This window comes from Streptomyces sp. NBC_00158, assembly GCF_045160885.1.
GTDB lineage: Bacteria > Actinomycetota > Actinomycetes > Streptomycetales > Streptomycetaceae > Streptomyces.
The window spans coordinates 5,288,808-5,304,131 of the sequence record NZ_CP108161.1 but is presented as its reverse complement, the minus strand read 5'-3'; the positions used below and the strand labels follow the sequence as shown (position 1 = coordinate 5,304,131).

Sequence of the window (15,324 nt, the reverse complement as noted above, 5' to 3'; positions counted from 1 at the left end):
GACACCGGGTCGGACGGAGTAGCATCCCGCGCATCATCAGCGTGATTCACGGCCAGGTGGAGGACGAAATGCGGGCGACTGCGCGGGTTCTGGTCTACAGCGACGACGCGGGCACCCGGGAGCAGGTGCGGCTGGCCGCCGGGCGCAGGCCCGCCGCGGACCTGCCGCCGGTGGAGTTCCTGGAGTGCGCCACGCTTCCAGCGGTCCTCAAGGAGCTGGACGCGGGCGGCATCGACCTGTGCGTGCTGGACGGCGAGGCGGTGCCGGCCGGGGGCATGGGCGTGTGCCGGCAGATCAAGGACGAGATCTTCCGGTGCCCCCCGGTGCTGCTGCTGATGGGGCGCCCCCAGGACGCGTGGCTGGCCACGTGGAGCCGGGCGGATGCGGCGGTCACCCTTCCGGTGGACCCCGTCGACTTCCCCGACACCCTGGCGGGGCTGCTCCGGTCGCGGCTGTCGTCGGCCGCCTGAGGCCCCTGGGGCGGCTGAGACGCCCGTTGACGCACCACGGGCCCGCTTCCCGGCTTGTCGGCCGGGAGGCGGGCCCGTACGGCCTTCTGCGGGGCTCTCAGACGGTGGGGCGCAGTCGCGCCTGGTCGACCGGGCTGCGGCCTTCCTGGGTGCCCTTGAGGAGGGCGCTGCCCTCGCGCCACTCCTTCCACTCCATGTTCCAGTCGCCGAAGCCGTTGCCGAAGGTGTCCATGTCGTCGCCGATGCTGTTGATCACCTTGACGATGTCGCCCTCGGTGATGTTCTCGTAGAACCAGGCGGCGTTGCCGGTGCTCATGCCGGTGCAGCCGTGGCTGACGTTCTCGTAGCCCTGGGAGCCGACCGACCACGGCGCGGCGTGCACGTATTCACCGCTCCAGGTCACCCGGGTGGCGTAGTAGACGGGCAAGTTGTAGTACTCGCTGCCGCCGATGCCGACGGTGTCGCCGCGCATCTGGACGAAGTACTGCTTGCCGAGCACCACCTTGACCCCGTTGCGGGTGGAGAAGCCGGGCTTGCCGGTGGTCACCGGGATGGTGTTGATCACTTCGCCGTTGCGCTCGAAGGTCAGGTAGTGCGAGGCGGCGTCGGTGGTGACCTCGACGCGGTCGCCGATCTCCAGCTTCAGCGGCTTGGACGCGGCTCCGTGGAGCTCGTCGGAGACCTTGATGCCCTCCAGGTTGCTCCGTACGGAGACGGTGGTGTGGGCGGGCCAGTAGTCCTTAGGGCGGTAGTGCAGGTTCTTGTCGTCCACCCAGTGCCAGGCGCCGTCGACCCCGGCGGGCGCGTCGACGACCAGGGCCCGTTCGACGATGGCGCGGGCGGCCTTGTCCTTGACGGGCTCGTTGAGTTCGGCCGTGAGGGGCTGTCCGACGCCGTACTTGCCCTCGTCGGGACCGAATTCGACCTTGAGGACCTTCTTGGCCGGGGTGGTCTCGAAAGTCAGCGTGCGCTGCCCGGGGGCGCCCCGCTGGTCCTCGGTGCTCACGAGGACCGTGTAGCGCACTCCCGCGGCCATGGGGACGGTGCTGTGCCAGCGGTCGCCCTTGGCCGACAGTTCGCCCGCCAGGCGGCGTCCGTGGGTGTCGACGGCCATCACGTCGGTGATCCGCGCCTCGGCTCCCTTGGCGGTGACCTCCAGCGGCTTGTCCGGGTCGGCGGGGCGGCCGCCCGGGGGCTGGTTGAAGACGACCTGGTCGCCCGCGTCGTACGGGCGGGCGGACAGCGGGTTGTTGTCGCCGGACCCGCATGCGGTGGCGCCGGCCCCGAGGGACGCGACCAGCAGGGAGCAGCTGAGTACCGTCCAAAGACGCGGTGAGTGGTTCATGGGCCCAACGCTATGAAGATATGACAAATCCAGCGCGCGGGGTGACTGCAAACGAGGGGCCCGGACTCCTCCGAAAAGGTGTCCGGGCCCCTCTGCACTGCTCTTTGCCGCTCTGTACCGCTGGTACCGCTACCGCTTACTGGTTCTGGTTCTCACCGCGGTAGTACTCGTACACCCAGCCCCACAGGCCGATCAGGATGATCGGGGCCGAGAAGTACATGAGCCACCAGCCGAAGATGACGCCCATGAACGCGAGCGCGCCACCGATGGCGAGCGAGAGCGGCTGCCAACTGTGCGGGGAGAAGAACCCCAGCTCGCCGGCCTCGTCCGCGACGTCGGCCTCCAGGTTGTCCTGGGCCATCTCGTCCACGCGCTTGGCCGTGAAGGCCAGGTAGTAGCCGATCATGGCGCTCAGGCCGAAGGCCAGCGCGAGAGCGGTGGTTCCGACCGGCTCCTTCGACCAGACGCCGTAGACGACGGTCATGATCAGGATGAAGGCGGAGAGCCAGAGGAACATCTTGCCCTGGATCTTCACTTGCCGGCCTCCTTGGCACCAGTGACGGCCTTCGCCGGGGCGTGGTCCTCGAGGTGGTCGAGGGCCGCGATCTCCGGGTGGTGCAGGTCGAACGCCGGCGATTCACTGCGGATGCGCGGCAGGGTGAGGAAGTTGTGCCGCGGCGGCGGGCAGGACGTCGCCCACTCGAGCGAACGGCCGTAGCCCCACGGGTCGTCGACCTCGATCTTCTTGCCGTACTTCGCCGTCTTCCAGACGTTGTACATGAAGGGGAGCATCGACAGGCCCAGCAGGAAGGAGCTGATCGTGGAGATCGTGTTCAGCGCCGTGAAGCCGTCGGCCGCGAGGTAGTCCGCGTAACGACGCGGCATGCCCTCGGCGCCCAGCCAGTGCTGCACCAGGAAGGTGCCGTGGAAGCCGATGAACAGCGTCCAGAAGGTGATCTTGCCGAGGCGCTCGTCCAGCATCTTGCCCGTGAACTTCGGCCACCAGAAGTGGAAGCCGGAGAACATCGCGAAGACCACGGTGCCGAAGATGACGTAGTGGAAGTGCGCGACGACGAAGTACGAGTCGGAGACGTGGAAGTCCATCGGGGGCGAGGCCAGGATGACGCCGGTCAGACCACCGAAGGTGAAGGTGATCAGGAAGCCGACGGCCCAGAGCATCGGGGTCTCGAAGGACAGCGAGCCCTTCCACATGGTGCCGATCCAGTTGAAGAACTTCACACCGGTCGGTACCGCGATCAGGAAGGTCATGAAGGAGAAGAACGGCAGCAGCACACCGCCGGTGACGTACATGTGGTGCGCCCACACGGTCACCGAGAGGCCGGCGATCGCGATCGTCGCGGCGATCAGGCCGATGTAACCGAACATCGGCTTGCGCGAGAAGACCGGGATGACCTCGGAGATGATGCCGAAGAACGGCAGCGCGATGATGTACACCTCTGGGTGTCCGAAGAACCAGAAGAGGTGCTGCCAGAGCAGTGCGCCACCGTTCGCCGCGTCGAAGACGTGTGCACCGAACTTCCGGTCGGCCTCCAGCGCGAAGAGCGCGGCGGCGAGGACCGGGAAGGCCAGCAGGACCAGGACACCGGTCAGCAGCACGTTCCAGGTGAAGATCGGCATGCGGAACATCGTCATGCCGGGAGCGCGCATGCAGATGATCGTGGTGATGAAGTTGACCGAGCCGAGGATCGTGCCGAAGCCGGAGAAGGCCAGACCCATGATCCACATGTCGGCGCCGATGCCCGGCGAGCGGACGGCGTCCGACAGCGGGGAGTAGGCGAACCAGCCGAAGTCGGCGGCACCCGAGGGGGTGACGAAGCCGGCCACCGCGATGGTCGAGCCGAAGAGGTACAGCCAGTACGCGAACATGTTCAGCCGCGGGAACGCCACGTCGGGCGCGCCGATCTGCAGCGGCATGATCCAGTTCGCGAAGCCGGCGAACAGCGGGGTCGCGAACATCAGCAGCATGATCGTGCCATGCATGGTGAACGCCTGGTTGAACTGCTCGTTCGACATGATCTGCGTACCCGGACGGGCCAGCTCGGCGCGCATGAAGAGCGCCATGATCCCGCCGATGATGAAGAACACGAACGAGGTGACCAGGTACATCGTGCCGATGGTCTTGTGGTCGGTGGTGGTGAGCCACTTCACGACCACGTTGCCCGGCTGCTTGCGCCGCACCGGCAGCTCGTTCTCGTACGAGTCAGCTGCGGCGGCACCCTGGGATTCGTTGAGGATGCTCACAGTTTGTTCGTCTCCGCATTCCGGGCCGGGTCAGTCTGCTTGATGCCGGCCGGCAGGAAGCCGGTCTGACCCTTCTCCGCCAGCTCCTTCAGGTGCGCCCGGTACTTCTCCGGAGAGACGACCTTCACGTTGAAGAGCATGCGGGAGTGGTCGACACCGCAGAGCTCGGCACACTTGCCCATGAAGGTGCCTTCCTGGGTCGGGGTGACCTCGAAGACATTGGTGTGACCGGGGATCACGTCCTGCTTGAACAGGAAGGGCACCACCCAGAACGAGTGGATGACGTCGTTCGACGACAGGATGAACCGGACCTTCTCACCCTTGGGCAGGTAGAGGGTCGGCCCCGGGTTGCCGGTCTGGACGTTCCGGTCGCCGGGAACGCCCTTCTCGTAGACGCCCTCGGCGCCCGCCGGGAACTCCTTGATGAAGCGGTCCGGCAGCGAGGCGAGTTCCTTCGGGGTCTCGCCCGCCTTCGGGGTCGCGGCATCGCCGTCGACGTTCTCGACGTAGTTGAAGCCCCAGCTCCACTGGAAGCCGATCACGTTGATCGTGTGCGCCGGCTTCTTGGAGAGGGAGAGCAGCTTCGACTCATCACGCGCGGTGAAGTAGAAGAGCACCGAGACGATGATGAGCGGGACCACGGTGTACAGCGCCTCGATGGGCATGTTGTACCGGGTCTGCGCGGGGACCTCGATCTTCGTCCGGCTACGCCGGTGGAAGATGACGCTCCACATGATCAGGCCCCACACCAGGATGCCCGTGATGAGAGCGGCCGCCCAGGATCCCTGCCACAGGGAGAGGATGCGAGGCGCCTCCTCCGTGACCGGGGTGGGCATTCCGAGGCGGGGGAAGTCTTTCCAGGTGTACGAGCAACCAGTGGCGGTCGCCAGGACCACGCCCGCAGTCAGCGCCTGCAGCAGCTTCCGCCGCATCGGGCGCCGCGGCGAGCGGTCGGAGCCGTAGGGACTCACGTAGCGCCTTCCCGAGAGTCTCGGCCCGCGCGGCCGGCCGCGGCCGTGTTCGGGTCGGTCGCCGGCCCTGACGCAGGCAGGGGTTTGGATGTTTATGCGGACCAAACCCTACTGGACGCTATTTGGGGTCGCGCGGGGAGGGTGCCCAACGCGCCGCTACTGCCCCCGAAGGGATGGATCCGCCGTACGGGGGACGGGCCGAACGGCCCTGAACAGCGGGCTCCGGACGGCATCTGACGGTCCCTGAACCGGATGGGCGCGGGGCGGGGTCCCGCCCGGGCTCCAGCCACCATCTACCGTGGCCGGATGCCGTACTTCGACACCGCGTCCGCCGCTCCCCTGCACCCCGTGGCCCGGCAGGCGCTCCAGGCCGCCCTGGACGAGGGCTGGGCGGACCCCGCCCGGCTGTACCGGGAGGGGCGGCGGGCAAGGCTGCTGCTGGACGCGGCGCGCGAGGCGGCGGCCGAGGCGGTGGGATGCCGCGCCGACGAGCTCGTGTTCACTCCTTCGGGGACGCACGCGGTTCACACGGGCATGGCGGGAGTGCTCGCGGGGCGCCGGCGGGCCGGCGGCCATCTGGTCGTATCGGCGGTGGAGCACAGCTCCGTACTCCATGCGGCGGACGCGCACGCGGCGGCCGGCGGGACGGTGACGGAGGTTCCGGTGGACCGGCTCGGCGCGGTCTCGGCCGCCGGGTACGAAGCCGCGATCGGCTCCACCACGGCTCTGGCGTGCCTCCAGTCCGCCAACCACGAGGTGGGCACGGTCCAGCCGGTGGCCGAGGTCGCCGAGGCCTGCGGGGCCGCCGGGGTGCCGCTGCTCGTGGACGCCGCCCAGTCGCTGGGCTGGGGCCGGGTGGAGGGCGCGTGGTCCGTCCTGGCGGCCAGCGCCCACAAGTGGGGCGGCCCGCCCGGGGTGGGGCTGCTCGCCGTCCGCAAGGGGGTCCGCTTCTCCCCCCAAGGCCCCGCCGACGAAAGGGAGTCGGGCCGCTCCCCCGGCTTCGCCAACCTGCCCGCCATCGTCGCGGCGGCCGCCTCGCTGCGCGCGGTGCGGGCCGAGGCGGACGCGGAGGCGGCCCGGCTGCGGATCCTGGTGGACCGGCTGCGGCGGCGGGTGGTCCGGCTGGTGCCCGACGTGGAGGTGGTCGGGGACGCCGACCGGCGCCTGCCCCACCTGGTCACGTTCTCCTGCCTGTACGTCGACGGGGAGACCCTGCTGCACGAGCTGGACCGGGCGGGGTACTCCGTCTCCTCCGGCTCCTCCTGCACCAGCTCCACGCTGACCCCCAGTCACGTGCTGCGGGCGATGGGGGTGCTGTCGGAGGGGAACGTACGGGTCTCCCTGCCGCCGGGCACCTCCGCCGACGAGGTCAACGGCTTCCTGGAGGTACTGCCGGGGGCGGTGGCGGGCGTACGGGAGAAGCTCGGCGTCCCGGAAGCCGCTCCTTCGGTGGCCCCGGTGGCGGAGTCGGTCGAGATCGACGCGCTGGGCCTGCGCTGTCCGCAGCCGGTGATCGAGCTGGCCCGCGCCATCGTCACGGTCCCGGTCGGCGGCACCGTCACGGTCGTCTCCGACGACGAGGTGGCCCGCCTGGACATCCCGGCGTGGTGCGGGATGCGGGGCCACACCTACCTGGGCGAGACCCCGCGCGACGCGGGCGTGGCGTACCGGGTCCGCCGCGAGGCGTGACCCCCGGGTGCGGGCGGCGCACCGCTGCGCGGACCACTCCCCTACCCGCCCTTCGCCCGTTCCCCGGGCTGCGCCCCGGACCCCCTTGGGGGCTCCGCCCCCAGACCCTCCCCCAGCTACCGCTGGGGGGACCCCCAGCGCCTCAAACGCCGGCGGGGCTGGAGGGTGCCGGCGGCGCTGGAATTCGCGCAGCGAATCTCCAGCCCGCGCGGCGTTTGAGCGCACCGGGCGCGAAGCGCCCGGAACGGGGTCAGGGGCGTAGCCCCTGGGAACGGGCGAAGGGCGGGTAGGGGACCTCGCCCCGCGCAGCGGCAACGCACCCGCAGACGACGCACCGGCCCCAGCCAACGGCACCGGCCCGCACCCGACGGCCGGACCTCGGCCACGGGCACCGGCCCCGCACCGCATCCGACGGACGGAGTCCGGCGCAGCGGCGCGAAGCCGGGCAGGCCCCCAGGGGCCGAGCCGCGCGAGCGGCGCGTCAGGAGGAGAGGTGCGCGCGGACCTCGGCGGCGGCCTCTTCGCCGTAGGCCTTCGTGAAGCGCTCCATGAAGTGGGCCCGGGCCAGGGTGTACTCCTGGGTGCCCAGGGTCTCGATGACCAGGGTGGCCAGCATGCAGCCGAGCTGCGCGGCCCGCTCCAGGCCGACGCCCCAGCCGAGGCCCGTCAGGAAGCCCGCGCGGAACGCGTCGCCGACGCCGGTCGGGTCGACCTTCGCGGTCTCCTCCGGGCAGCCGACCAGGATCGGCTCGTGGCCGACGCGCTCGATGCGCACGCCCTGCGAGCCGAGGGTGGTGACGCGGGTGCCGACCTTGGCGAGGATCTCCTCGTCGGTCCAGCCGGACTTCGACTCGATGAGTCCCTTCTCGTACTCGTTCGAGAAGAGGAACGTCGCGCCCTCCATCAGGGTGCGGATGTTCTCGCCGTCCATGCGGGCGATCTGCTGCGAGAAGTCCGCCGCGAAGGGGATCCCGCGGGTGCGGCACTCCTCCGTGTGGCGGAGCATCGCCTCGGGGTCGTCGGCGCCGATGAGGACGAGGTCGAGGCCGCCCACGCGGTCGGCGACGGCCTTGAGCTCGATCTGCCGGGCCTCGCTCATCGCGCCCGTGTAGAAGGAGCCGATCTGGTTGTGGTCGGCGTCCGTGGTGCAGACGAAGCGGGCGGTGTGCAGCACCTCGGAGATCCGGACGGACTCGGTGTCGACGCCGTGCCGGTCGAGCCAGGCGCGGTACTCGTCGAAGTCCGAGCCGGCCGCGCCGACGAGGATCGGGCGGCTGCCGAGCTGGCCCATGCCGAAGCAGATGTTCGGTCCGACGCCGCCCCGCCGCACGTCGAGGTTGTCGACGAGGAAGGAGAGGGAGACCGTGTGGAGCTGGTCGGCGACGAACTGGTCGGCGAAGCGGCCCGGGAAGGTCATGAGGTGGTCGGTGGCGATGGAGCCGGTGACTGCGATGCGCACGGCGTGGATGCTCCTGCGGATGACGGCGGGTGACAATCAAAACTACCGGGTCCGGGCCCGTACTCCGACCCGGCGAAACTACCCCGTAGTAGGACTTCCTTCGCCGAGGATGGCGCCCATACGGTGCCCCCATGACCTATACCGATGGCTTCGGGTACGCGGACCACGCCTCCGGGGCGCGGCCCGGCTTCGCACGGCTGCTCGGCGACTGCGCCCGGATGGCCCCGCACTGGCCCGTGGAGCGGGAGCCGCGGCCGGGGCGGGTGGCGCCCTCGCAGATCCACGGGGTGCGCGTGCCGCCCGCCTCCGCGCGGCTGATCGCCGGTACCGCCGCGTACGGCGACTAGGGCAACCGCAGGAACGAGGGGAACCGGTTCCGCGGCCGACGCGTCACACCCGCATCACGTACGGCGGGACACGCTAAGGAGCGATGCGGTGACCAGCGAACAACCCGACACATCACGCGGTACACGACGGCGGCCCGCCTGGGCCGTCGGCTCGATCGCGGCCGCCGTCCTGCTGGCCGGCGGCGGTACGGCGTACTGGGCGTCGACGGCGTACGGCGACGCCTCGGGCGGCGGTGCCCGTACGGGTGACAGTGCGGCCGCCGCGCCGCGCTCGGCCGGGTCCCCGACGGGCCCCGGCATCGCGCCCGGGGAGCCGGACCCGTCCGGCGGGCCGGTGACGTACCGGGCGGACGTGAAGCTGCCCGACGGTCCGGGCACCGCGCCGGCGTTCGCGGCGTCCGGGGAGGTGGCCTCCGACGAGGTGGCCCGGCTCGCGAAGGCGCTCGGCGTCGCGGGCGTGCCCCGGTTGGTCGGCGACACCTGGCAGGCGGGCGAGGCGGCCGACGGCTCCGGGCCCCGGCTCACGGTGGCCCGCAAGGCCCCCGGCACCTGGGCCTTCTCCCGCTACCAGGCCGGCGGCGTCGGGGACGACTGCGTGCGCGGCAAGGACACCTGCGGCCCGGCCACCCTCCCCCAGGGCCCCCGGGAGGACTCGGGCGCGGCGAGGCCCGTCTCGGAGCAGGCGGCGAAGGCGGCGGCGGCGCCGGTGCTCGCGGCCGCCGGGCAGGGTGACGCCAAGGTGGACGCGCACCTCACCCAGGGTTCCGTCCGGGTGGTGAGCGCCGACCCGGTGGTGGGCGGGCTCTCGACCCAGGGGTGGTCCAGCAAGATCAGCGTCGGGGCGGACGGCGCGGTGGTGGCGGGCAGCGGTGAGCTGAAGGCCCCGGTCCGCGCGGGCGAGCAGGCCGTGGTCGGGGCCGCCGAGGCCCTGGAGCGGCTGAACGCGGCGGCGAAGGGCGGCGACGGCACCGGTCCGGGGCCGAGCGGCTGCGCGACCACGGTGCCGCTGACCCCGGACACCCCGACGGGCGCGACGGACACCCTGCCCTGCAACCCGGAGCCGCGGCCGATGAAGCCGCCGCGGACCGAGAGCGTGCGGGGGGCCGTACTGGGGCTGGTCGCGGGGACGGTCGACGGCGGGCGGGGCCTCGTACCGGCCTGGCTGTTCGAGGTGGCGGGCTCGCAGGGCAAGCCGGGCCGCACGGTGGCCCAGCCGGCCGCGGCGGAGGACGCGGGCACCGCAGTGCCGCCGAGGCCGCACACGGTGCCCGGGTTCTCGTACGCCCAGGCCGACCGGACGCTGACGGTGAACTTCTGGGGCGGGGTGTGCAGCACCTACACCCTGGAGGCGCGGGAGGAGGCGGCTTCGGTCCTGGTGAAGATCACGGACACGCCGAACAAGCCCGGCCAGGCCTGCATCATGATCGCGCAGGAGATGGCGCTGACGGCGACGCTCCAGCAGCCGCTCGGCGACCGCAAGGTGGTCGACGCCACGTCCGGCAAGCCGATCCCCCGCCAGTAGGCCGGGCGGCGGAACGCGCGAAGGGCCCGGGTCCGGTCGTCTCCGACCGGACCCGGGCCCTTCGACGTCGAGCCGTCAGACCGTGAGGCCGTGAGGCTCTACGGCTTAGCTGAACGAGTCGCCGCAGGCGCAGGAGCCCGTGGCGTTCGGGTTGTCGATCGTGAAGCCCTGCTTCTCGATGGTGTCGACGAAGTCGATCGACGCGCCGTGGAGGTAGGGGGAGCTCATCCGGTCGGTGACGACCTTGACGCCGTCGAAGTCCTTGACGACGTCGCCGTCGAGGGAGCGCTCGTCGAAGAAGAGCTGGTAGCGCAGGCCGGAGCAGCCGCCGGGCTGGACGGCGACGCGCAGCGCGAGGTCATCGCGGCCCTCCTGCTCCAGCAGGGTACGGACCTTCTCGGCGGCGGCGTCGGACAGGAGGATGCCGTCGCTCACAGTGGTCTTGTCGTCCTGTACGGACATCTGCATTCACTCCCGAAGTGGGCGGCTCCCCGCCGGTGGCTGGGGAAACGTCGGACTCTTGCCGTCGATGGCAACCAGCGGGACCGCGGTTTCATTCCGGGTCCGGCGCCTCTTTTTCTCGATTCATGCTCGCACACCCCGGCGGTCCGGTGGACCCCGTGACGAGGACCGGTGGAGTGGCGTACCCCGCACCGGGCGAATGCGTCACATCGACACTATCGGCATCGTCAAAGTGACGTGAAGCGGCTATCATAGATAACGTCATATAGACGAGAAGTGTCGATCAAAGCCCCCCGCAGTCCCAGATTTCCTTGTCGCAGAACAGAAAGGGTGCGTGTCGTGACCACCGCCCAGCCTTTGGACGTCCAGCCGACGCCCCTTGCCCTGCTGCTGCTCGGCCGTGAGGCCGACCCCAAGAGCGAGCGCGGGGTGGAGTGCCCCGGCGACCTTCCCTCGCCGTCCGACCCGGACCTGGTGGCACGGGCCCGCGCCGCCAAGGAGAAGCTCGGCGACAAGGTCTTCATCCTCGGCCACCACTACCAGCGTGACGAGGTCATCGAGTTCGCCGACGTCACCGGCGACTCCTTCAAGCTGGCCAAGGACGCGGCCGCCAAGCCGGAGGCCGAGTACATCGTCTTCTGCGGCGTGCACTTCATGGCCGAGTCCGCGGACATCCTGACCTCGGACGACCAGAAGGTCGTCCTGCCCGACCTCGCGGCGGGCTGCTCGATGGCCGACATGGCCACCGCCGAGCAGGTCGCGGAGTGCTGGGACGTGCTGACCGAGGCCGGGATCGCCGGCAGCACGGTCCCCGTCTCGTACATGAACTCCTCCGCCGACATCAAGGCCTTCACCGGCAAGCACGGCGGCACGATCTGCACCTCGTCCAACGCGAAGAAGGCCCTGGAATGGGCCTTCGAGCAGGGCGAGAAGGTGCTCTTCCTCCCGGACCAGCACCTGGGCCGCAACACGGCCGTCCGCGACATGGGCATGTCCCTGGACGACTGCGTCCTCTACAACCCGCACAAGCCGAACGGCGGCCTGACCGCCCAGCAGCTGCGCGACGCCAAGATGATCCTGTGGCGCGGCCACTGCTCGGTCCACGGCCGGTTCTCGGTGGACTCGGTCAACGACGTGCGCGAGCGCATCCCGGGCGTGAACGTGCTGGTGCACCCCGAGTGCAAGCACGAGGTCGTGGCGGCCGCCGACCACGTCGGTTCGACCGAGTACATCATCAAGATGCTGGAGGCGGCCCCGGCCGGCTCCAAGTGGGCCATCGGCACCGAGCTGAACCTCGTCCGCCGCCTGGCGAACCGTTTCGCCCCGGAGGGCAAGGAGGTCGTCTTCCTCGACAAGACGGTCTGCTTCTGCTCGACGATGAACCGCATCGACCTCCCGCACCTGGTGTGGACCCTGGAGTCCCTGGCCGAGGGCAACCTCGTCAACCGGATCGAGGTCGACAAGGAGACGGAGAGCTTCGCGAAGCTCGCCCTGGAGCGCATGCTCGCCCTCCCGTAGGGGTCGCGGCACACGAAGGGGCCCCGGCCGGCGTCCATGACGCCGGCCGGGGCCCCTTCCGCGTTGCTCAGACCTTGACCGGGGTGTCGTCCGAAGCGGACGCCGCGGTCGGGACCACCGTGAGGCGGGCCCTCTTCTTCGCGCGCCGGCGTTCCTTGCGGAGCTCGATCATCGTGTAGAGCGTCGGCACCAGGAGCAGGGTCAGCAGCGTCGAGCTGACCAGGCCGCCGATCACGACCACCGCGAGCGGCTGCGAGATGAACCCGCCCTCGCCGGTGACGCCCAGCGCCATCGGGAGCAGCGCGAAGATCGTCGCCAGGGCCGTCATCAGGATCGGGCGCAGACGGTGGCGGCCGCCCTCGACGACCGCTTCGACGACGCCCAGGCCCTGCGCCCGGTACTGGTTGACCAGGTCGATCAGGACGATCGCGTTGGTGACCACGATGCCGATGAGCATCAGCATGCCGATCATCGCGGGGACGCCCATCGGGGTGCCCGTGGCGATGAGCAGACCCAGCGCGCCGGTGGCGGCGAAGGGGATGGAGACCAGCAGGATCAGCGGCTGGACCAGCGAGCGGAACGTCGCGACCAGCAGCATGAACACGATCGCGATGGCCGCGAACATGGCCAGGCCCAGCGAGGCGAAGGCCTCGTCCTGGTCCTCGGAGACCCCGCCGATGGCGGCGGTGGCGCCCTCGGGCAGGTCCAGGGCCTTGAGCTTGGTCTGGAGCGCGGCGCTGACCGCGCCCGTGTTGTCGCCGACCGGCTTGGCGGTGACGGTGGCGGCGCGGGCGCCGTCGATCCGGGTCATCGCGACCGGGCCGGGGACCTCCTTGACCTCGGCGATGTCACCGAGCTTCGCGGGACCGACCGGCAGCGCCCGGAGCTCGGCCAGAGTGGCGGCCGGCTGCGCGGAGCGGATGACGATGTCCCGCTCGGTGTTGTCGAGTACGGCCTTGCCCACCGGGTTGCCCCGGACGGCCTGGGCGACGACCGCGCCCAGCGCGGCCTGGTTCAGGCCCGCCTCGGCGGTCTTGGGGGTGGCGGTGACCGAGATCCGGGGCACGGACTGGGCCAGGTCGCTCTGGACGTCGGTGACGTCCTCCAGCGTGGCCACCTCGGCGCGGACCTGCTCGGCGGCCTTGGCGAGGACGGCTCCGTCGCCGGCCTTGACGACCACGCTCAGGTTCTGGCTGCCGAAGCCGCCGCCCGCCGAGATGGAGGTGTCGCCGATGCCCTGGAGCTTGCCGAGGGCGTCCTGGATGCGCTGCTTGACGGCGTCGGACTGGCCGGCGTCCTCCAGGGTGACCTGGAAGGAGGCCTGGTTGGTGCCCGTGCCGCCGCCGAAGGCCGCGAGGAACCCGGAGGAGCCCACGGTGACCTGGTGGTCCTTGACGCCCTCGACGGAGTCCAGGGCCTTCTCCACCTTGCGGGCGGCCTCGTCGGAGGCGGCCAGCGAGGTGCCGGCGGGCAGTTCCTGCTTGACCGTCAGGACGTCCTGGTCGCCCTGGTCGAAGAAGTTCGTCTTCAGCAGCGGGGTCATCCCGAAGGTGCCGACGAGGACGACGACCGCGATGGCGACACTGGTCAGCCGGCGGCGGGTCGCGAAGCCGAGGACCTTCACGTAGAAGCGCTGGAGGCGGCTGTTGGCCTCCTTCTCCTCCGCCTCGCGGCGGGCCTTCGCCCGGCTTTCGGCGTCCTCCGAGGAGACGCCCTTGGGGGCGCGCAGGAACCAGTACGACAGCACCGGCACGACCGTCAGGGACACCAGCAGCGAGGCCAGCAGGGCCGCGGTGACGGTGAGCGAGAAGGAGCCGAAGAGCTCGCCGATCATGCCGCCGACGAGGCCGATCGGCAGGAACACGGCGACGGTGGTGAGCGTCGACGAGGTGACCGCTCCGGCCACCTCCTTCACGGCGGTGGTGATCGCGGCCTCGCGCTCCTCGCCGTAGCCGAGGTGGCGCTTGATGTTCTCCAGGACCACGATCGAGTCGTCGACGACCCGGCCGATGGCGATGGTGAGGGCGCCCAGCGTCAGCATGTTGAGGGACAGGTCGCGGGTCCACAGCACGATCAGCGCGAGGACCACGGACAGCGGGATGGAGACCGCGGTGACCAGCGTCGAGCGGATCGAGGCCAGGAAGACCAGGATCACGATGACGGCGAAGACGAGGCCGAGGAGGCCCTCGGTGGTCAGGCCCGAGATGGAGCGGGCGACGGCCGGGCCCTGGTCGCTGACGACGGTCAGCTCGGCGCCGGAGCCGAGGGTGGAGCGCAGCCCGGGGAGCTTGTCCTTGACGGCGTCGGAGATGGCGACGGCGCTGCCGTCCTTGTCCATGGTGAGGACGAGGGCGAGGCTGGGCTTGCCGTTGGTGCGGGTGATGGAGTCGGCCTTGGCCGGCTCCTGCTTGACGGCGGCCACGTCACCGAGGCGGACGGCGGGCTTGCCGGGGCCCGCGGTCAGCCGGAGGTCCTCCAGCTGGGCGAGCGAGGTGTAGCCGGAGCCCACGCGGACGGTGCGGTTCTTGCCCTGCTCGTCGAAGGAGCCGGCGGGGACGGTCGTACCGCCCGCCTTGAGGCCCTCGGCGAGCGCGGCGCCGTCGAGGCCGGCGGCGGCGAGCTTGGCGTTGTCGGGGGTGATGGTGACCTGGACGTCTCGGACGCCGTCCACGCTGACCTGGCCGACGCCCTCGACGTCCTCCAGGACGGGGACGACGGAACGGTTCAGCTGGTCGGCGAGCGCCTGCTGGTCCTTGTCGGAGGTGACGGCGAGGACGACGGTCGGGATGTCGTCGGTGGAGCCGGCCACGACCTGCGGGTCCACCTCGGCGGGCAGCCGGACGCGGGCCCGGTTGACGGCCTGCTGGACGTCGGCGACGAGCTGCTTGGTGCCGCTGTCGCCGTAGTCGAAGGTGGCCCGGATGAGGGCGTTGCCCTCGCTGGCGGTCGAGGTGATGCCGGTGATGCCGTCGACGCCCTTGAGGGTGTTCTCGATCGGCTCGATGACCTGCTTCTCGACCACGTCGGGCGAGGCGCCCTGGTACGGCGCGAGCACGGAGACCATCGGGAGTTCGATGGAGGGCAGCAGCTGCTGCTTGAGCTGCGGGATGGCTATGGCGCCGAACAGGAGGGCCACGATCGACACGAGGCCGACCAGCGCTCTCTGGGCGAGGCTGAAGCGGGACAGCCAGGACATGGGCGGTGGGATCTCTCTGCTGGTCGTTCGCGAGGACCCCTCCAGCCTTCCGCACCGGGGAAGCCCGCTGCGTCGCTCCCAGG

General features: G+C 70.7%; 12 protein-coding genes. 5 read left to right on the top strand and 7 right to left on the bottom strand.

Translation table 11 applies throughout. From position 1 onward, the window contains the following. Positions 1 to 68 precede the first annotated feature (68 nt). Positions 69 to 470, top strand: a complete 402-nt coding sequence (locus OG553_RS24390; protein WP_125818806.1) for a hypothetical protein — start codon at positions 69 to 71, stop codon at positions 468 to 470. Positions 471 to 567: 97 nt separating this feature from the next. Here OG553_RS24390 and OG553_RS24385 read toward each other — a convergent pair whose 3' ends face one another. The 4 genes from OG553_RS24385 to coxB form a co-directional block, all read right to left on the bottom strand. After that, on the bottom strand, positions 568 to 1,815 hold the full coding sequence (locus OG553_RS24385) for an Ig-like domain-containing protein (RefSeq protein WP_405981027.1): 1,248 nt from the start codon (positions 1,813 to 1,815) through the stop codon (positions 568 to 570). A gap of 136 nt (positions 1,816 to 1,951) precedes the next feature. Further along, positions 1,952 to 2,350: a cytochrome c oxidase subunit 4 gene (locus OG553_RS24380; RefSeq protein WP_125818808.1), complete on the bottom strand. Its 399-nt coding sequence runs from the start codon at positions 2,348 to 2,350 to the stop codon at positions 1,952 to 1,954. Beyond that, positions 2,347 to 4,077, bottom strand: coding sequence for a cytochrome c oxidase subunit I (gene ctaD, locus OG553_RS24375; protein ID WP_405981026.1), 1,731 nt, complete (start codon positions 4,075 to 4,077; stop codon positions 2,347 to 2,349). Before ctaD ends, OG553_RS24380 begins: the two co-directional genes overlap by 4 nt. Beyond that, positions 4,074 to 5,048 carry a cytochrome c oxidase subunit II gene (gene coxB / locus OG553_RS24370; RefSeq protein ID WP_405981025.1) on the bottom strand — a complete coding sequence of 325 codons (975 nt, stop codon included), beginning with the start codon at positions 5,046 to 5,048 and terminating at the stop codon, positions 4,074 to 4,076. Before coxB ends, ctaD begins: the two co-directional genes overlap by 4 nt. Positions 5,049 to 5,354: 306 nt before the next feature. Here coxB and OG553_RS24365 point away from each other — a divergent pair, with 306 nt between their 5' ends. Beyond that, a complete protein-coding gene (locus OG553_RS24365; protein ID WP_405981024.1) occupies positions 5,355 to 6,737 on the top strand; it encodes a cysteine desulfurase/sulfurtransferase TusA family protein in 1,383 nt (460 codons plus the stop codon). A gap of 481 nt (positions 6,738 to 7,218) precedes the next feature. On the opposite strand, the gene OG553_RS24360 is transcribed toward OG553_RS24365, so the two are convergent. After that, positions 7,219 to 8,196 carry a carbohydrate kinase family protein gene (locus tag OG553_RS24360; protein WP_405981023.1) on the bottom strand — a complete coding sequence of 326 codons (978 nt, stop codon included), beginning with the start codon at positions 8,194 to 8,196 and terminating at the stop codon, positions 7,219 to 7,221. A gap of 131 nt (positions 8,197 to 8,327) precedes the next feature. On the opposite strand from OG553_RS24360, the gene OG553_RS24355 reads away from it, so the two are divergent. Together OG553_RS24355 and OG553_RS24350 are read left to right on the top strand one after the other, a co-directional pair. Beyond that, positions 8,328 to 8,543 carry a hypothetical protein gene (locus tag OG553_RS24355; protein ID WP_405981022.1) on the top strand — a complete coding sequence of 72 codons (216 nt, stop codon included), beginning with the start codon at positions 8,328 to 8,330 and terminating at the stop codon, positions 8,541 to 8,543. A gap of 88 nt (positions 8,544 to 8,631) precedes the next feature. Further along, positions 8,632 to 10,065, top strand: coding sequence for a hypothetical protein (locus OG553_RS24350; RefSeq protein WP_405981021.1), 1,434 nt, complete (start codon positions 8,632 to 8,634; stop codon positions 10,063 to 10,065). Positions 10,066 to 10,170: 105 nt separating this feature from the next. Here OG553_RS24350 and erpA read toward each other — a convergent pair whose 3' ends face one another. Then, positions 10,171 to 10,527, bottom strand: coding sequence for an iron-sulfur cluster insertion protein ErpA (erpA, locus tag OG553_RS24345; protein ID WP_030010511.1), 357 nt, complete (start codon positions 10,525 to 10,527; stop codon positions 10,171 to 10,173). 330 nt (positions 10,528 to 10,857) lie between these two features. Here erpA and nadA point away from each other — a divergent pair, with 330 nt between their 5' ends. Then, complete coding sequence (gene nadA / locus OG553_RS24340) at positions 10,858 to 12,045, top strand: quinolinate synthase NadA (protein WP_405981020.1); 1,188 nt, start codon at positions 10,858 to 10,860, stop codon at positions 12,043 to 12,045. Between the two features lie 67 nt (positions 12,046 to 12,112). Here nadA and OG553_RS24335 read toward each other — a convergent pair whose 3' ends face one another. Next, positions 12,113 to 15,241, bottom strand: coding sequence for an efflux RND transporter permease subunit (locus OG553_RS24335; protein WP_405981019.1), 3,129 nt, complete (start codon positions 15,239 to 15,241; stop codon positions 12,113 to 12,115). Positions 15,242 to 15,324: the final 83 nt, after the last annotated feature.